This is a genomic window from Alicyclobacillus fodiniaquatilis (assembly GCF_042678105.1).
Taxonomy (GTDB): domain Bacteria; phylum Bacillota; class Bacilli; order Alicyclobacillales; family Alicyclobacillaceae; genus Alicyclobacillus; species Alicyclobacillus fodiniaquatilis.
This window is the reverse complement of sequence record NZ_JBHUCX010000030.1, coordinates 1-18,159: the sequence shown is the minus strand read 5'-3', so window position 1 is coordinate 18,159 and position 18,159 is coordinate 1. Positions and strand designations below refer to the sequence as shown.

Genomic DNA, 18,159 nt, shown 5'->3' with positions numbered 1-18,159 from the left:
TTGAAATCTGCATCGTATTGTTTTGTCATCGTAGACACCTCGAATCAATTTACTTATTTTCACATTCTTGATTCGTTGTGTCCACACTTTTAACCTAACACCAGGATTGGGATCACTTGAGAACGAGGACACTGTTGTGTATCACAAAGGCCCGAATCAGATGCTTCTCCCTCACGGGTTCTTTCTTCCTTTCGAGGGCCATATGAACGAAAATAACCGCTGATGCCAATTAGCTATGATCATCCCCTGGCCTCGAGTTGAAGACGAGTCTGCCAAGCTGTACAAACGCATATCCAACATGGGAATGCATCTTCGATATGGACAGCGAAACTCCGATCTAGTAGCTCTTTAGTTCAGACGTAGCGCCGTAGACCCCCAAGTAAGTCCCCCACCAAATCCGACAATTACTAATAAGTCTCCCGCTTTAACACGGCCTTCGCGTACAGCTTCATCTAGAGCAATTGCCATCGAAGATGATGACGTGTTGCCGTACTTATGAAGTGTGACCATTACCTTCCCCTCATTCAAACCGAAACGACGACGAGCTGCATCAATAATTCGTATATTCGCTTGATGAGGAATGAGCAGGTCAATATCCTTTATATCAATCCCTGCAGTTTCAAGTACTCGTTCTGTGGACGATACCATCGCCTTTACTGCGAACTTGAACGTCTCCTGCCCGGACATTTGTAGATAGTGCAACCCCTTTTCGACCGATTCCAAGGTTGCAGGTATACTTGAGCCCCCTGCGGGTTGTAACAGGAAATCTGCACCGCTGCCGTCTGCACCAAGATCAAATGCCAGAAAGCCTTTGTCCCCCTTCACAGGTCCGAGCAAAACCGCACCAGCACCATCTCCAAATAAGATGCATGTAGAACGGTCCTCATAGTTTGTGATGCGGGACAGCAAATCCCCGGCTACAACTAGCACTTTCTTGTACCTACCACTTTCTATGAAAGCTGATGACAAAGATAATGCGTAGATGAAACCACTACATGCTGCTGACATATCGAATGCCGCTGCACGGTTCGCACCAAGTTTATGTTGTATAAGACAAGCGGTGGCAGGGAACATCATGTCGGGTGTGACAGTGGCACAAACAATTAAATCGACTTCGTCTGCTGATACACCAGCACTCTCCAATGCCCGCCTACATGCCAAAGTCGCATAATCCGATGTGCTTTCTCCGTAATTAGCAATACGACGTTCTTCGATTCCCGTTCTGGTTACAATCCAGTCATTCGAAGTCTCCACCATCTGCTCAAGATCTGTATTTGACAATACTTTTTCAGGCACTGAGGAACCAGTACCTAAAACCCCAGCCCGAATATCATTTTCCATTTCCACTTCACCCCATTTCGAAATTTTAAGCGACGATTTTCAAATCATATTGTTTAGACCAATAGTGCTTTTTGAATAGTGCCTACAACATGCGGGACATTTGGCAACCATTTATCTTCAAATTGAGTAAACGGATAAAAGGTATCAGGCGGGGAAATACGGACCACAGGACCATTAAGATGGTAAATCGCCTGCTCATTAATTTGGGCAATCAATTCGGACGCGATTCCACCACTTCTCGCTGCTTCTTGCAGTACAACTGCACGATTCGTCTTTTGAATCGACTTGACCACCGTGTCCATATCAAGCGGGGAAATCGTGCGTAAATCGACGACCTCCAAAGAGACACCTTGATCATTCAACTCTTCTGCTGCGGCCAACGCTACAGCTACCATCGCGCCATAAGTAAACAAAGAAATGTCTGTGCCCTTTCGAACCACATTTGCTTTACCAATGTCAACGGTATAATAGCCCGTAGGTACATCCATTCGATGACTGCGATACAGTTTTAGGTGCTCCAAAAACAACACAGGATCTGAGTCCGCAATGGCAGATAACAGTAACCCTTTTGCATCATAAGCGTTAGATGGAATGACAACTTTTAGACCAGGGTTTTGTGCGAAAACCCCCTCAAAGCTATCACAATGCAATTCTGGTGCCTTTACACCGCCGCCAAACGGCGCGCGAAACACGACCGGGCAGTTGTAACGTCCCCTCGTGCGAAATCTCATTCTCGAAGCCTGTACCAAAATCTGATCCATCGCCTCAAGCACGAATCCAAAAAATTGAATTTCCGCGACCGACTTAAATTCTTGCATAGCAAGACCAACCGCGAGGCCTGCAATCGCAGATTCCGCCAAAGGAGTATCAAACACCCGGTCTTCCCCGTATTTTTTTTGCAATCCATCGGTTGCCCGAAACACCCCACCATTTTGTCCGACATCTTCTCCAAAAACCAGCAACTGTTGATTCGCGCCCAAAGACACATCAAGCGCGTCTCGGATCGCTTCCAGCATTGTCATCTGAGTCATTTGAATTCCTTCCTCTGAGCAATCAGTTGCGGAGTGGGTTTTTCAAACACAAAATTAATCAAATCATCATGGGTCATTTCAGGCGTCTTTTCCACAAGTTCTATCGCTTTTTGGACTGCCTCGTTTGCACATTCGATAGCATTGTTTTCGTCCTGTTCAGTCCAATAACTGCTTACCGTCAAAAATTTGCGCATACGAATGAGCGGGTCTTTCTTCCGCCAGTGCTCTTCTTCCTCTGAATTACGATATCGAGACGGGTCATCCCCGCTTAGCGTATGCGGTAAGAACCGGTAATTCACCGCTTCAATGAGTGTGGGGCCCCTTCCAGAACGTGCACGATCAAGTGCCTCTTTCATCACGTCATAAACAGCCAGGACATCCATTCCGTCGACCTGTATTCCTTCAATCCCTGCGGCAACTGCTTTTTGCGCGAGCGTCTTGGCTTTGGTTTGTTTTTCCCTAGACACGGATATCGCGTACCCGTTATTCTGCACCACAAAGACAACCGGGGCATTCAAAGCACCAGCAAAATTTAATCCCTCATAAAAATCTCCTTGTGAGGTGCCCCCATCACCGATATAGGTAATCGCCACCCGAGGCTCCTTTTTGAGGTTAAAAGCAAGTCCTACGCCCACCGCTTCTACAATCTGTGCCCCAATAATGACCTGTGGGACAAAACAATGTACATCTTTTGGGATATTCCCGCCTTGCTGGTGTCCGAGTGAATACAAAAACAATTGATGCATCGGATATCCATGCCAGTACAAAGTCGGCATTTCTCTGTATGCCGGTACAATAAAATCTTCCCGATTCATCGCCGCTTCAGTACCGATCATTGCTGCTTCTTGTCCCGATACTGGTGCATGGAATCCAATCCGTCCTTGTCGGGAGAGCTTTATCGCCCGCTCATCCCACTGGCGAGTGAAGACCATTTTATGCATAAGTTCTTTCATAAATTCAAATTCCAAGTTCAAATATGTTCGTTCTACCAATGTTCCATCTTCACGTAGTACTTGATGAAATGGGATTTTCGTAAGATTCACCTCGTTTGTTCTTTCGACCGTACGAATACGCGCTCTTACTAGGTGTATACACTTAATTGTTTGATCAGAAACTTGAATATAAAGTTCCGAAATAAGTGAGTCTTTTGCAGCATTGCTTTTGTTCTCTTACAGAACGCCGTATATGGTGTGGTTGGGATTTCGAAATGCTTTATATATTCAATGGGGTATAAAATTGAATCCTCAAAACCCTCAAATCTAAGCGGATTTCCATCCAGCGGCCGGGAAGAAATCAAACCAACACCGGTGGCGAGCAAAAACTCAGTGCTGACGCCGACAGTCTCTCGACGACCGAACGCCACGAGCGTTTGCAAACCCCATGTATCCGGATCACCATCCCATGACAGAGTGGCCAACGTGCCCGCATCCGAGCGTAGATCTCGTTTCAGTGTGAAGGAAACCAACAGTGTTGGCGATAAATAAGCCTATCAGCGTGATGTTAGGTAAAACGATTATGGTACGACCGAATGCCCGTCCACCTCTCGCCCTGTATCATCAGCCACTATCGGATCAAGATGCGTAGGCTATGGTATCACAGGTGAAGGTACTCTTCTCTACTGACTGAAACGTAGTCGAAGAACGTTCACAGTACCATGAATAAATTTCGACATTAAGGAACAGTGGCGTCCTAGACTGGACCAGGAAGTTCTGAACGCTCCAACAAGTTAGCTTCTTGTTTAATCTTCGCATAACGTCTGACTTGGGGTCATCTCAGCTTTTGGCGCAGTCGGTTCTTCGTTGGTGTCGAGAACGTTTCGGAACAAATCCTTAAGACATAAAGAGTCGGTACTATCGTTCACACGAAAATCTCGCCCGAGCCATATGTGACCAACTCTTTTGTCATCCGCGAATATGCTTTCCATCCCACGATTTTTCGCGTATACAGATCCATGATACTTTCCGCAAATATCTATACTTCGTTTGTCCAGCAATAGGGAATCTCCGCCATCCACACTTAATTTGCCGCTGTGCCTGAAACGTCTGATTCAGGATGTTATCGTGTACAGGCTGATTATTCTTCGAGTTTGCGGTCGATTATACTTGCGTACTGTGCGGCTCTTAGCCCACTCTCCCGCATGATTTGAGCCAAGGTCTTTTGCCTAGTGGTCGTGAATAGTTTTCCCTATAAAATCTACTGCTCTATATAGATAAATCCATTTATCCCTCTACTTAAAGTGTGTTTCGTCAACTCTGAAGGAAAATCGGTGGTTGGCTTCAAATAACGTCGAATACGATTGTCCAACTCTGGACAGGACCAATGGCCCTATTGCATGATTGTGATATCAGAAACCTGAACTCCTCTTCATTGATCAGTTTTGCGATGTCCCAATAACTTAAGCTGTATTGTAAATACCAATTGGACAGCCATTACGATAATCTGAGCTTCAAAGTGCTTTCATTTCAACGCACGCATAACGTCCATTCTTCCAAAGCTTATCCGGACAGCACCACTATGCCTGGTGTTATGTACCAGGACCGTTTTTTACTTCAAACCTTGATAGCCATGAGGCGAATCTCCTTTTTTCCACTATCTGCTGCCCCATCATTTCTAAAATTCAAGAAATGCCCTATCCTTATAACAGATGTGTAAAACACAAACTTTTTTGTTTTCAACATTTTCAGACATTCACAATAAAAGGAGCGATAAAGGATGGCTGAACACCACTTTTATTTAAAAGCTGACTGGCCCGGCGGAAAATACAGTGTCGGCAGCATAGATGCGGGAAATCTAAAAGCAAAGATATCCATTCCTCATGAAATGGATGGACCCGGTATTGGAACCAATCCCGACGAAATGCTGCTCGGGGCTGCTGCCACTTGTTATATCATCACTTTAGCGTCCATGCTGGAGATCAGTTCCCTTGAGGCTCATTCTCTTTCTCTGGAGTCAGAAGCGATTGTGGAAGTAACCAGGGGAGTGAACACTTTTAATAAAATTATACACCGCCCCATTATTGTACTGCCTGCTAAAAGCAGTGCCGAGGTCCAGGAAAAGGTAAAAAGGCTTGCTGAAAAGGCGGAGGCAAGCTGCATGATTACAAGAGCTATTAAAGGAAACGTAGATGTGCAACTTGAAGTAAATATTAGCCTAAAAGAGCAAGACTAAGTGTTTTAATTGACTAGACAAACCGACGGGCTTTCAAGCCCGGTTTTTGCTAGGACTCACTTTACTTTTCTGTAGAGCCCTGTCTATTCAATCGGCACGATACCAAATGGAAATAATATGATATTATATAGCGAAACACAAACATTCCCAACACCCAACACCCAACACCCAACACCCAACACCCAACACCCAACACCCAACACCTAGTATTTATATATGATTTATGTATAATCATGAGATGACGGGTGATTATAGAATGTACTATTGCTTAAAGTGTAAAGAGATACATCATCAAGTTAAGCCAGGTGACGCCGTGTTCAATACTGGTTTTCGCCGTATAAATGGCCGTGACGTCCCCCTTGGGACATGTATCGATAAAAAGGATGCCAAAAAGAATCCATGATCGAACGGGTGTTTTTAAACTGAACCTCATTTAGAAGGCGATCTAGTTTTTGACTGATAACAATCACATCAGGATGTGTAAGACTGCCTCGTTCTTCGGCCGTTTTAATTAAAAGGGCCCTTAAATGCTCGACAGTTTCGCTTCTGGTTTTCACGTTATAAACCCCTTGCCCATATTGTCGTCAAACTTTTACAACAATGTCCACCATACCACACTGAGTACCCCGAATACTGTCTGGTTTTGTCGATACAAAACCTATATTTTCACTGCAACAATCACTGATGTATGTGTCTATAAACAAAAAGAAAACCCTCGTTCGCTTAGGCTAGAACAAGGGTTTTCAGTGGGGAATCCTAGGAGATGTCACTGCCTCCTTCGTTAGGGACGTTGACATCCACATACGAAGTCCTCCTATAACCGTCTCCAAGGACTGCGGCGTAGCCCTCGGAGACCGGCAATTCATAACTTACTGCAGAGATGGCTGCATACCAAGAATAGCGATTACGCTGTCCTTCCTTTGTCAGTTCGACGGACTGGACTCCCGTACGCTCGCATTCCGGATGTACACGTTGACATCACCAGCATCAGGTTCCCCGACCTGTAGTTGTGGTGCTTGCCCAGTTTGTCCGCTAGGCGCATTGCTCGGGATCGTCACCGTCCATGTAAGTGTTTGAAATTTGGAACTCAGATTCACAGGCAATGTGAGAACATTACTTGTTCCCGTCCAGAGATTCATGTACGCCACACCAGAACCCGCCAATTGCACGGAGAAGGTATAGGTCTTCCCATTTTGCACGGACGGGTAATAGGAAAGCCAGTCTGTATGTCCAATATCGGCTTGGACTTGCCACTCTAGGGCCGATTCTCCTTGATAGGTTGTGTTGGTCAAGGTGGCATCCTGGCCACTGTAGGCCATTTGCCAACCTGTCGTACCTGCTTCACCGCTCGGATTGGAAATGAGATTTGGGCCTTGCGGGGAAGTAGGGGTAAAGCCCGTCAACTGGGTAGGTTGGACACCATCTTTAATCAATGCCGAGCCCGGTATCGCTTGAGCATTATACGTCGGCAGGTTTTCCTCTTGCTGATTGTGATACGCCTTCATGGTCAACGCCAGTTCGCTTGGAGTCGTAAACACGAATCTCTGTCCAGTCTTCTCGCCAAAAAGGGTCAGTTGTTGGGCAATCTGCAACTCGTCACTCGGTGTAAGGGTCCAGGCATCGATGAGCGGTTCTAAGAACAACGGCTGCCCATTCTGCTCGTTTGTAGCCTGTTGCTCAATGGTAGAGAGCAAATCATTCGGAGCTGCAATATAGCTACTGGTCTGTCCGAAAATGGCCGTGTTTCCACTCGTCTCATAACCGATTGGCCCATTATACGAGATGCTTGGCACACCGGACGCTTGTGCATAGGTGTCTAGTGCGCTGGGCGTTCCCCAATAGTCGACCGTATGCATGTCGTCCTGCCGCAGAAATTCGCCCGACAACTTGGCGAATTGAACCAGGTTCGATCCAGTCTCTGCCGTCGCATACCCAACACCAGACGGTCCTGGGAGTAACTCACTACTTTTCGGCAGGTGCTGGTAGTAATACGACATGAGTGTCGGCGCGAAATCAATCATCCCTGGAGCGATGGTCCAACCGGTGGGCACTGCCCCCAAATCCGGATCCTGCCACAGCTGAAGCATACGATGCTGAACGTACTGGGCATTGTCGCCTTCACTGGTTATGAAGGCGACATACACCGTTTTTGGCGTCGCTTTAACCGCGTGGGGCTGTGACTGGTGGAACGATTTCGGGCTCGGCATGGATGCCCATACCGATTCATTGGCCAGAAAATCCGAGGCATTCAAGAAATGGCCCTGGCTGCTTAATTCCGCCACATCCGGTCCCTCATCCGGAATGTAACCGAGAATCGGTGTATTGGCCGGCGTATGTTGCAAGATCTCGTCCATCAATGTCTTCTGCTGCGGATTGGTCGAGGTGAGATAGAATACGAACGACTTCGTGGCCACCGCGTAATCACGGATATCGCCTGTAGCACCTGGATTGAGCATCACCAGATCCTTCGTGGTAGTCTTGGGTAACAAATTTTCAATCGCCCACTGATATGTCGCCACGGTACCCGTCAAATGATCATTCCGGAAGTCATGCAGAATCTTGATGCCGTAACTCTGTACAAGCGCCTCTTGGCTCGGCGTAATCACCATCGCGTCGTCGATGCCCGCCAAGGTGGTCGCAAGATTGACCGTGTCCGGATTGCTCGGATCCGTGACAATGGCGCCTTTGATCGAGTGGCCGAACTGAGCTAACAGCGTTTCGAGTACCGCGTTTGGATCACTTTGCGAAACGGACAGGTCTGTCACTTTGACATCTTTCGGCACCGCTTGCTGCAACCAAGTCTGGTCTTGCGCAGTCTGGGACAAATAAATCCGTGTACTAAGCTGTTGTTGGTTGTAAGCGCCTTGCAGCGTAACCGCCGCTAATTGCACATCTGAACTTGCGGTTTGAATGTTAGCCGCAATCAAGGTCTTTGGTTTACTGAACTTGATCCACAAATCATTTGGTGGTTGGGATTGAGCACTCTGTGTTGCCACGGAAGGCGTGGCCGAAGGACTTTGAGCTTGGGTGTCGGCAAACACCAGCGTAGGCCATACTGCGGCTCCCCCAGCTAGGAGGCCAAGCGTCAGGCCGACCATTTTCTTACTCAAGGGCATGTGATATTCCTCCTTGGTTTCAAGATTCTCAAGCGATATGTAAGACTGTGCACCGCTTGGATTTATGCAATAAACGGTTGTCACCGTTTATGCCGAGGAGTTCTCTTTCATTGGGCTCGAGCCATGCTTTGCTTGCGGCAAAAGGAATCATCTAAATTGAAATGATAGTCACGTTCGCGTCCCTAGCTCCCACTCGCCATCCAGGCACCAGATTGCGATTTAATTAGAAAGTTGTACGCTGGCATTTCGGATGTACACCGTCGTGGTGCTCGATGAACCCGGTAGGCGGACTTGCAGTTGTGGAGCTGATCCGGTTTGTCCGCCAGGTGCATTATCCGGGATGGATACCGTCCAGGTTAGCGTCTGATAATTTTTACTTAAAGTGACGGGCAATGTTTCGTTATCACCGGCACCGTTAAAGATGTCCATATACACTTGTCCTGTACCTGCCACTTGCACCGAGAAAGTATAGGTCTTTCCGTTTTGCACAAGCGGGTAATAATGAACCCAGTCTGAACTCGAGAGGTTACCGGGAATCTGCCAATCCAATGCGGGACCGCCCTCATACGTTGTACTAGTCAGGGTAGAATCATTGCCGCCGTCAGCGATCGACCACCCCTGTGTGCCTTCTTCACCGCTCGGATTGGAGACAAGATTTGGCCCTTGCGGGGAAGGCGGCGTATAGCCCGTCAGTTGCGCAGGTGGACCATCTTTGAGCAATGCCGAGCCCGGTATCGCTTGAGCATTATACGTCGGCAGCTCTTCCTCTTGGTGATTCTGATATGCCTTCATGGTCAACGCCAATTCGCTGGGCGTCAGAAATACGAACTTCTGCCCGGTTTTTTCGCCATACAGAGTCAGGTTCTGTGCAATCGCCAACTCATCGCTCGGCGTAAGTGTCCAGGTATCGACAAGCGGTTCCAGGAACAAAGGCTGCCCGATCTGTCCGTTCGTGGCCTGCTGCTCAATGGTGTAAAGCAAATCACTCGGGGTCTTGATATAGCCATTGGTTTGACCATAGATCGCTGTTTGCCCGCTGTTCTCGGATACGAGGGGGCCGTTGTACGCGATGCCAGTCACACCGGACACCTGGGCATAGGTATCCAAGGATCCGACTGAGCCATAGTAGTCAACCGTATGCAAGTCATCTCTGCGCATAAAGTCACCTGATAATTTTGCAAACTGAACCAGATTTGCTCCTGTCTCTGCCGTCGCATACCCAACTCCAGAAGGCCCCGAAACCAACTCGCTATTTTTTGGCATGTGCTGGTAGTAAAAAGACATAAGTGTCGGCGCGAAATCAATCATCCCTGGAGCGATGGTCCACCCGGTAGGCACTGCTCCTAAATTCGGATCCTGCCAGAGCTGAAGCATGCGGTGCTGAATGTATTGGGCATTGTCACCGTCGCTGGCCAGAAAAGCAACATATACCGTGTTAGGCGTCGCTTTAACCGCGTGGGGCTGTGACTGTTGAAACGATTTCGGACTCGGCATCGACGCCCATACTGATTCATTCGCGAGCTGATCAGAGGCGTTTAAGAAATGCCCCTCCCTGCTCAGTTCCGCCACGTCCGGATTTTCATTTGGAACGTAGCCAAGAATCGGCGTATTGGCCGGCGTGTGTTGTAAGATCTCGTCCATCAATGCCTTCTGCTGTGGGTCGGTTGAGGTGAGATAGAATACGAACGACTTCGTAGCCACCGCGTAATCGCGGATATCACCGGTAGTACCTGGACTGAGCATCACCAGATCCTTCGTGGTAGTCTTGGGTAATAAATTTTCGATCGCCCACTGGTATGTGGCTACGGTGCCTGTCAAATGGTCATCGCGAAAATCATGCAGAATCTTGATACCGTAGCTCTCTACAAGTGCCTCTTGGCTCGGCGTAATCACCATCGCGTCGTCGATGCCCGCCAAAGTGGTCGCAAGATTGACCGTGTCCGGATTGCTCGGATCTGTGACGATGGCACCTTTAATCGAGTGGCCGTACTGAGCCAACAACGCTTCGAGAACCGCGTTTGGATCACTTTGCGAAACGGACAGATCTGTCACTCTGACATCTTTCGGCACCGCTTGTTGTAGCCAAGTCTGGTCTTGCGCAGTCTGGGACAAATAAATCCGTGTACTAAGCTGTTGTTGGTTGTAAGCGCCTTGCAGCGTAACCGCCGCCAATTTCACGTCGCTGCTAGCTGTTTGAATGTCAGCCGCAATCAAGGATTTCGGCTTGCTGAACTTAATCCACAACTGGTCTGCCGTAATCGATTTGCCCCTATCGATCGATGTTGACGATGCCACTACTGGGCTATTCGTTTGCGCGTCCACAAGTTCGACCGTCGAGAACAGTGTGGAAGCGCCTGCTACCAATCCCACTGTCGGCCTGATCATTTTTCTCACGAATTTGTGCATGTGATCCTCCTATGTCCTGATATCGTCATCTTGTACATCTATGCGATTAACGGTCTTCGACCGCTCACGCTCATAACGGGCTCCGTGCTCGTCCCAAATGACAAGAGACAACGGTTATTGCGTCTTCACAGAAACCTTCTTTATAGCACGAATGTTCTGATTATTATTATTGTACATACAATAATTTTCTAACTGGAAATGAAAAACGGACAAAGACGTATGAATTTGGGACCTTTTTGACAGTTCAGGGTATCATGTCATGCCTTATGAGAGAATAGGACTGCTACCATATTGGGTGTGTGCCAAATGCTCGAAGTGTCTCTTCCATCGGACGTCTAGCTCGTACACCTTAGTGGATTTGAGATTCACGCGTGAACGACCAATGTCTTCGTACACATATCTGGACCTAAAAAAAACAAGGGCTACTCCTCAAAGGCACCTGTAGCGGTGCATCGGGAGTAGCCCTATGTTCTTAGGAAACTCGCACGACAATTTGTTCATTCTCTACGTCAACCGTGAGTTGTTGAACCTCTGAGTGGTCGAGTAGTAGATCTGAAATTTGGTCTTCAACTTGGTCTTGAAGCACCCGGCGTAGCGGTCGCGCACCAAATGCGGCGCTATATCCCATTTTCGCGAGTTTCTTCTTTGCGTCATCGGTCATGATGAGGGTCATTTGTTGTTCGCTGAGACTGTCCTGCAGTTCTTTCACCATCGTATCGACAATGTGCACCAAGTCAGGTTCCCTAAGGGCGTTGAACTCAATGACGGCATCAAACCGATTCAAAAACTCTGGTTTAAAGAAAGCACCCAGAGATGCCAGATGGTTCTGTGCTTGACTTGCGTCTACATCGACACCGAATCCAACCGTGCTCTTCCGTTCCATCACACCTGCGTTACTGGTCATGATGATTACCGTGTCATTAAAGCGAATGGTCCGTCCTTGACTGTCGGTGAGTCTGCCGTCCTCCATAATTTGAAGAAACATATGTTGTACATCCGGGTGAGCCTTTTCGATTTCATCCAACAAAATCAGGCTGTATGGACGCCGACGCACTTGTTCAGTGAGTTGACCAGCTTCGTCATATCCAACGTACCCCGGAGGGGATCCAATGAGCTTAGACACCGAATGCTTCTCCATGTACTCACTCATATCGAGACGAATCATGGATTCTTTCGTTCCAAACAATTCCTCCGCAAGGCACTTGGCGAGTTCTGTCTTACCAACGCCTGTGGGGCCTACAAAGAGAAACGAACCTATTGGCCGGCGAGTAGTCTTGAAACCTGCACGACCCCGTCGAATGGCTTTGGCCACTTTCTTAACTGCTTCTTGTTGGCCGATCACTTTGCTGGATAGGCGATTTTCAAGATCCTTTAACTTGGCCTGTTCAGCCTCTTGCAGTTTCTGCACCGGAATGCCGGTCTTCTCCTCAATGATTTGCTGGATGTCTGCAAGTTTAACTTCAGTTTTGCCACTTACCTTGTCGGCTGTTTGAATCTCAGCTTGCAGTTGCGTTTCCTCGTCACGCAACTTCGCTGCAAGCTCGTAGTTTTCATGCTTAGTTGCTTGTTCCTTCTTGTGCGCTACTTGCTTCAGACGAGCTTCCAGGTCAAATGGATTGTGATCTCCTAAGCGCAAGTTTACTTTCGACCCCGCTTCATCCATTAAGTCAATCGCCTTATCTGGCAGATAGCGATCTTGGATATATCGGCTCGACAAAACTACACATGCGCGAATCGCTTCGTCTGTGTAAGACACCTTGTGGAACGACTCATACTGCGAGCGAATGCCTTTCAAAATGGCGATGGCCTCATCCACGGATGGCTCGTTGACCATGACCGGTTGGAAACGACGTTCAAGCGCTGCATCCTTCTCTATCACTCGGTATTCTTTTAAAGTCGTCGCACCAATCACCTGTAGATCACCGCGGGCCAGTGCAGGCTTAAGAATGTTTCCTGCATCCATTGAACCTTGAGCCGATCCAGCTCCCACAAGCAAGTGAATTTCGTCAATGAAGAGAATGACGTCTGTTCGCTCACCAAGTTCAGCTATCAAACCTTTCATACGTTCTTCAAACTGTCCGCGAATACCAGTGTCTGCTACAAGCGATGCAACGTCGAGACTGTAGACTTGCTTGTTTTGCAACTTGGACGGAACTTGTCCCTCAGCAATTTTCAATGCAAGCCCTTCTGCAATCGCAGTTTTCCCTACGCCAGGTTCACCTATGAGTACCGGGTTGTTCTTGTTACGACGATTCAAAATTTCAATCACTCGAGCCACCTCTTTGTCACGTCCAACCACTGGGTCAATCTTACCTTCTGCCGCCAGACGAGAAATGTCCCGCCCAAACTCGTCCACAAAACCACTGCCGCCAACCCCAGGTTGAGTTTGCGGCATGTTGGCCTTACCAACACCCGGTATCCCGAAATCTTTTAAGAGCTCCTCAAATGGGAATCCATTTGTCAACCCTCCAAATGGAGAAGCCCCCACCGGACGCTTGAGTTGATCTCCGACTTTGCTGTAGCAATCGGAACAAAGGTGAAGATCTCTGACCTGCCCATTGATTTGCAGGCGCATCCCATAACTCGCTTGGTTCACTTTACAGTGTTCACAACGCATCACTTGCTCCTCCTTATATCGTCAACATTCATACTTTGTTTAGTTTCTTGGCTATGCCTTTAACTTTGATTAACTTTGACCTTTATCGGGCTAAAAAAGAAAGTCTGACTTTGACTTTCCTTGACCATTATAATCAATCCATCATTTCTTGGCAAGTGCCTATAAGTGATGTTCTCACTCGTATCGTTGAAAGGGTGACCTCGACCCAGGACAGGCATTTTGCCAAGGAGCTTGGTTTAACTAAGGGAAACAACGTTTTCGATGTAGTCTTAATTGACGATAAGGGAATAATGAATAGTATTGAATCATCATGCAGGGAGAAACGAGGTGCTTGAGTGACGATTCGCGTGGCGTATATCGTATTGAGTGATTGTTTTGATCTGTATTCCTATATGATGGTTGCTTGGATCATCGGCTTGCAAAAGCGATACAAGACAATCGCCTTGCAGAAGTCCGCAAGCAGCTTGAGTATAAGTGCAAGTGGTACAGCGTGAGGTTGATGATCGCGGATAGGTTCTATCCATCATCGAAGCGTTGTTTAGACTGCGGGCACAAGAAAACAGACTTGAAGCTGTCTGATAGGATGTACCGCTGTTCTGAATGTGGCATGACAATGGATAGAGACTTGAACGCGGCCATCAATCTCAAGCAATATGGAATGCGCGAACTGTCAGCATAAACGACGACACGCATATGTACCGATTCGTTGGTCGGGAGTTTAAGCCCTTGGAGCGTCACATAAACGAGAGTAGCCACGGCGAAATCGGACGCGACGAATTGGGAAAAGAGCGAAAACTATCAAGGTTTTATAAGTCTTTTGCAACGGTATAGACTTTTCACCGATTATAGCTTTTTTAGTGTTTCGAATCCTTGAGCGCATCGTGTTTAACCAGATACTCCCCTTGGTTCTTTTCAAAGCATGATGATGTACGATGTGCTGAGTCGCCTTCTCTTTCGTGATAGACACGATGATTTGTTTAAAACGTGGTTTAAATCCATATGTTTGTGTCCATCCTATGACTAGCTAAGCTAGATGGGGTGGGCATGATGCGTGTGAAACATGAACCAGCGGCGCGCTTGCGTGTTCTAATGGCGGAACGAGACGTGAATGTGAATGAACTTGCGGATAGATCCGGGGTAAGTTGTGCAACTGTAACGGCGTTACGAACTGGAAGGGTCCGCAAACCTCAAAATGAAACTGCTTATCGGATAGCTCGAGCTTTAGGTGCCAAAGTAGATAGTATATGGCCTGATATTTGAGAATTTGCAACTTCTAACGAAATCGCGTGTAATCGTGGAATTTAGGGTGGAATCCGGTATACATATGGCATCGGCATGCGCCGTAAGATACATGCCTAAATGCGCTGCCGATAAATCGAGTATGAAGAATATTTTTGACCCCGGTTGGATGGAGTTTCCTTTCCGAATGATGTAGTACGTCATTCAAAGGAGGAGGAAGATGTATGCTGATTGGCTTGGTGGTTGTGGTGATGGTGATCGCTTCACTGTTCGGTATGTTAGCCAAAGTGGCATCGTCTGATGAGTAACGAATAAATCAGTGATAAAGATTTCATTACGAGTTGCATCAAAATCTCGTTCCGAAATGGATATATAAGGGGTATTTTACTGTAGAACAATGAACAATCCAGTGGGTATACTATGCATATGAGCTGGTATCTGAATGACTTTAACGTGATGTTGTCTTGGACACTACTTGTCGCTATGGTATTGGCAACGATCTTTGTGTTAAGGCAATTAAAACGTAAATGGCCACAGAGATTTCCACTGTGGATTGGATTCTTCACATCGACGTTGGTTGTTTTTTTTTCAATAGTTGCATGGGTCGTCGGCAGTATCTATCTCTAAAGCATGCAAAGATCGCCACAAAGACGTGGCGATCTTTGCATTTCGTAGAATGGCACATCAAATACACTATATGCAGCGCCATCACGATGCTACTACCGCTACTTATGTTCTCATTATAACCGTAAATATTGAATTCTAACCCTTATTTAAAATATTTACCCTACGCAAATCTTGCGTAGGGTAGGGTGACCATGGAGAAAATATGCATTCTAGAAGGGGGGGACCCGTCTTTCATCGCCGTCTCCAGAGTTTTTTCTCTTCGATTTCCGGTTTCTGGGCTATAGAAACAAACTGGGCAACAGACCGCGTCGATTCTTCGAAATACTGCCGGACGTATTCTTCGGCTACATTGGCGATAAATAGGTCGCATTCGTGATCGAGGTCAGGCCCTTTAAGTTCGATTCCAGTTTGCATGCGAGCAATTTCGGAAACCAGCATTTCGACTCTTCTATACGTGTCTTTAGGAATGGTGACCACCGGATTAAAAAACATCAGCCAAACACTCCTTTTCTCAAACTGTATTGAGACCGATAAGCATATCCTGGCGCTGCTGTTGCGAGCACTCGCGGACAACGCACCGCGAGCCGTAGGAGGACTGCTGTCGTGTTTGCCTTGTCTCGCCCGAGTGCAAGGGCGAGACCATCGATACGTCGCCACTCTGTTCTTTCGAATCGGATAGGGAACCGCTTGGTCCGTTCCCATTTGTCCGGTAAAAGCTCATCAAGGTTCTGGTTGTCTTCGTGGCCGATCCACATCCGGTCACCTCGTGCGTAGTCTCTCCACATGTAAGGTGACAGATGATTGATGGTTGGCATGTCGTCCAGCGCGGTGAGCGCAATGCGGCGTCCCGTATCTCCGTCCGAGCCACATCTAAGGAAAATGGTGATGTCGTGAACAAGCTCGAAATCAACCAGTGAAATCGTTGGTTTCGTTTGAATCTTCTTGTCTACTCTGCCCCCCATACGCCACTCCTCCAGCATTGAAATTTCGAAAAATGTCCGGGACTCAGTCCCACAGTCCCACGCCTTCCCTTCCATGGACTCTCCACTCATGAAGTGCTCAAGGTATACTCAATGACTAAAGTAGCTCTATCGGGTCCCATTCATCAGCATCGTCTGTGACGTTGAGATTTTGCCCCTCCGGCGCTTGCATGATTGGGGAGAAGGATTGCATCTGAATGGGGCTTTGAGGGCTTAGAGAAGCCGCGATGAGTCGTTTTACCCCACCTGAGAAATTCGTCCACTGGTCGACAGCTGCGAGCAACTGTGCCTGAAACGGATCCTCAATGTTGAAAGACACCGTACGATTAATGATGGAACATTTGGCACTATCTCGACGCGGCTTTCGATTTGGCATTGATGGTCACTCCCATTTCCCGAAATGCAACCGCATTAGCGAATAGGGCATCCGGATGAATCTCTATTTTGTCTTGATACGTTTGGAGATGGGCTGCAAGCGTTTCTTTACCTCCGACCAGGACGATTGGTCCAAGCGGGCGCAGGAGTCGTCCAAGATCTGCGATGAGGACGCGAGCGAACTGCGCTTCTGTTCCTCGGAATGTCTCGAATCCGTAATCAAGGGAGTCAGAGTCTTTGTCAATCCATCGCCCATTGAGCATGGTGACGTAGTTGACCGTCCGGCTCCCGATATCTACAACGTGGAATCGGTCACGGCGGGTTCGACCGATATGCCAAGCAGCTGCAGCCCCTTCTGCAGCGACTTCTACGCGTTCGATAGTGAATCGTTTTTTCACCCCATTCACCGTCAGCTCGTGTTCACCGGTTAAGAGCTCGCGCATACGCTGTTTATCTGATTCTATGTGATACTTAAGAGGAAGGCCGGTGATAAGTGTTACACGCGCGTCTGGATGCGTTAGACGATGGATGGCGGTCAGCGTAAGGATCTTTGTGTCCGTATGCGCTTTGTATGCGGTCATCATTTGTGTGCCATCTTCTGATTCTTCAGCTGCGATACGGCCGATGAAGTATCGCTCAGCTTTGTATAAGACGTCGAATTCATCAATACCAAGTTCACGTCCATTTCGAAGCTCCCTATGCGCTCCGAGCGCCGCCCGGAAATAGAGGCGTTCATGCTCGCTGACGCCTTTTACGCCACTTCGACCGCAGTCGACGCTGATGATGGTCCCCATAGTAATTACCTCCCTGCGTGCTCATTGACTACACATTGAGAGGATATGCTTGTCTGCTTGTCCACTATTCTTGGATATTAAAGTAAATATTAAATACAGGGATGCAGGATAAAACGTATCTAGGCTCTCAAAAGCGCAGCGTTTGATTGAATCGGAGATCAAGCTGGTGATTGTTAAAATACGAGTGTGACAATGAAACTTAGGAAGTTCGCTTGTAAACTGATATGGCTTGGAACGACTTCGCCTGATATTCAATGGTTCTTAGAAGTATGGAGGATAGGATCAATCCATAGATTTATCGGCCGCTGTATAGGGGGCCCTTCAAGAGGATGTATGCTGGTGGGTTACTAAACGCGACTAAGAGTGTGTAAAATATTTTGTGTAAACTCCCAATCCCCAAAAGGGAGTATGAGATTGGGAGGACATAAGAGTGACTAAGGTTTCAAAAGAACAGCTCAGAAAGTT

The 18,159-nt window shown here is 47.6% G+C and carries 17 protein-coding genes; 5 read left to right on the top strand and 12 right to left on the bottom strand.

The window, feature by feature from the left end; translation table 11 throughout:
- Window positions 1-348: 348 nt before the first annotated feature.
- From ACFSB2_RS12970 to ACFSB2_RS12955, 4 genes are read right to left on the bottom strand one after another with little or no spacing between them, the layout of a single operon-like run.
- A complete protein-coding gene (locus ACFSB2_RS12970) occupies window positions 349-1,341 on the bottom strand; it encodes a beta-ketoacyl-ACP synthase III (RefSeq protein WP_377943488.1) in 993 nt (330 codons plus the stop codon).
- A 53-nt stretch (window positions 1,342-1,394) separates the two neighbouring features.
- Window positions 1,395-2,372 carry an alpha-ketoacid dehydrogenase subunit beta gene (locus ACFSB2_RS12965; RefSeq protein ID WP_377943487.1) on the bottom strand — a complete coding sequence of 326 codons (978 nt, stop codon included), beginning with the start codon at window positions 2,370-2,372 and terminating at the stop codon, window positions 1,395-1,397.
- On the bottom strand, window positions 2,369-3,442 hold the full coding sequence (gene pdhA, locus ACFSB2_RS12960) for a pyruvate dehydrogenase (acetyl-transferring) E1 component subunit alpha (protein ID WP_377943490.1): 1,074 nt from the start codon (window positions 3,440-3,442) through the stop codon (window positions 2,369-2,371). The genes ACFSB2_RS12965 and pdhA overlap by 4 nt, the downstream gene beginning before the upstream one ends.
- Before the next feature lie 11 nt (window positions 3,443-3,453).
- The gene (locus ACFSB2_RS12955; protein ID WP_377943486.1) at window positions 3,454-3,789 is read right to left on the bottom strand and encodes a hypothetical protein; all 336 of its coding nucleotides are present in this window, start codon (window positions 3,787-3,789) and stop codon (window positions 3,454-3,456) included.
- 1,295 nt (window positions 3,790-5,084) lie between these two features.
- On the opposite strand from ACFSB2_RS12955, the gene ACFSB2_RS12950 reads away from it, so the two are divergent.
- Window positions 5,085-5,540, top strand: coding sequence for an OsmC family protein (locus ACFSB2_RS12950; RefSeq protein WP_377943485.1), 456 nt, complete (start codon window positions 5,085-5,087; stop codon window positions 5,538-5,540).
- A gap of 223 nt (window positions 5,541-5,763) precedes the next feature.
- Window positions 5,764-5,943, top strand: coding sequence for a DUF3973 domain-containing protein (locus ACFSB2_RS12945; RefSeq protein ID WP_377943484.1), 180 nt, complete (start codon window positions 5,764-5,766; stop codon window positions 5,941-5,943).
- Here the strand turns inward: ACFSB2_RS12945 and ACFSB2_RS12940 are convergent.
- The 4 genes from ACFSB2_RS12940 to ACFSB2_RS12925 all read right to left on the bottom strand — a co-directional run bounded on the left by ACFSB2_RS12940 (window position 5,858) and on the right by ACFSB2_RS12925 (window position 13,679).
- Window positions 5,858-6,097, bottom strand: coding sequence for a Spo0E family sporulation regulatory protein-aspartic acid phosphatase (locus ACFSB2_RS12940; protein WP_377943483.1), 240 nt, complete (start codon window positions 6,095-6,097; stop codon window positions 5,858-5,860). The genes ACFSB2_RS12945 and ACFSB2_RS12940 overlap by 86 nt on opposite strands.
- Before the next feature lie 366 nt (window positions 6,098-6,463).
- A complete protein-coding gene (locus ACFSB2_RS12935) occupies window positions 6,464-8,656 on the bottom strand; it encodes a GxGYxYP domain-containing protein (protein ID WP_377943482.1) in 2,193 nt (730 codons plus the stop codon).
- 219 nt (window positions 8,657-8,875) lie between these two features.
- Window positions 8,876-11,062, bottom strand: a complete 2,187-nt coding sequence (locus ACFSB2_RS12930) for a GxGYxYP domain-containing protein (RefSeq protein ID WP_377943481.1) — start codon at window positions 11,060-11,062, stop codon at window positions 8,876-8,878.
- 472 nt (window positions 11,063-11,534) lie between these two features.
- Window positions 11,535-13,679, bottom strand: coding sequence for an ATP-dependent Clp protease ATP-binding subunit (locus tag ACFSB2_RS12925; protein WP_377943480.1), 2,145 nt, complete (start codon window positions 13,677-13,679; stop codon window positions 11,535-11,537).
- A gap of 335 nt (window positions 13,680-14,014) precedes the next feature.
- Between ACFSB2_RS12925 and ACFSB2_RS12920 the strand changes: the two genes are divergently transcribed.
- The 3 genes from ACFSB2_RS12920 (at window position 14,015) to ACFSB2_RS12910 (ending at window position 14,939) form a co-directional block, all read left to right on the top strand.
- Window positions 14,015-14,173 (top strand): hypothetical protein, encoded by a 159-nt coding sequence (locus ACFSB2_RS12920; protein ID WP_377943479.1) that lies wholly within the window; start codon window positions 14,015-14,017, stop codon window positions 14,171-14,173.
- A gap of 5 nt (window positions 14,174-14,178) precedes the next feature.
- Window positions 14,179-14,358 carry a zinc ribbon domain-containing protein gene (locus ACFSB2_RS12915; RefSeq protein WP_377943489.1) on the top strand — a complete coding sequence of 60 codons (180 nt, stop codon included), beginning with the start codon at window positions 14,179-14,181 and terminating at the stop codon, window positions 14,356-14,358.
- Between the two features lie 365 nt (window positions 14,359-14,723).
- A complete protein-coding gene (locus ACFSB2_RS12910; protein ID WP_377943478.1) occupies window positions 14,724-14,939 on the top strand; it encodes a helix-turn-helix domain-containing protein in 216 nt (71 codons plus the stop codon).
- A gap of 837 nt (window positions 14,940-15,776) precedes the next feature.
- Here the strand turns inward: ACFSB2_RS12910 and ACFSB2_RS12905 are convergent.
- The 4 genes from ACFSB2_RS12905 to ACFSB2_RS12890 form a co-directional block, all read right to left on the bottom strand.
- Window positions 15,777-16,037 carry a hypothetical protein gene (locus ACFSB2_RS12905; protein ID WP_377943477.1) on the bottom strand — a complete coding sequence of 87 codons (261 nt, stop codon included), beginning with the start codon at window positions 16,035-16,037 and terminating at the stop codon, window positions 15,777-15,779.
- On the bottom strand, window positions 16,037-16,507 hold the full coding sequence (locus tag ACFSB2_RS12900) for a hypothetical protein (protein ID WP_377943476.1): 471 nt from the start codon (window positions 16,505-16,507) through the stop codon (window positions 16,037-16,039). The genes ACFSB2_RS12905 and ACFSB2_RS12900 overlap by 1 nt, the downstream gene beginning before the upstream one ends.
- Window positions 16,508-16,622: 115 nt before the next feature.
- On the bottom strand, window positions 16,623-16,901 hold the full coding sequence (locus ACFSB2_RS12895) for a hypothetical protein (protein ID WP_377943475.1): 279 nt from the start codon (window positions 16,899-16,901) through the stop codon (window positions 16,623-16,625).
- Window positions 16,873-17,694, bottom strand: a complete 822-nt coding sequence (locus tag ACFSB2_RS12890) for a ParM/StbA family protein (protein WP_377943474.1) — start codon at window positions 17,692-17,694, stop codon at window positions 16,873-16,875. Before ACFSB2_RS12890 ends, ACFSB2_RS12895 begins: the two co-directional genes overlap by 29 nt.
- Between the last annotated feature and the right edge of the window lie 465 nt (window positions 17,695-18,159).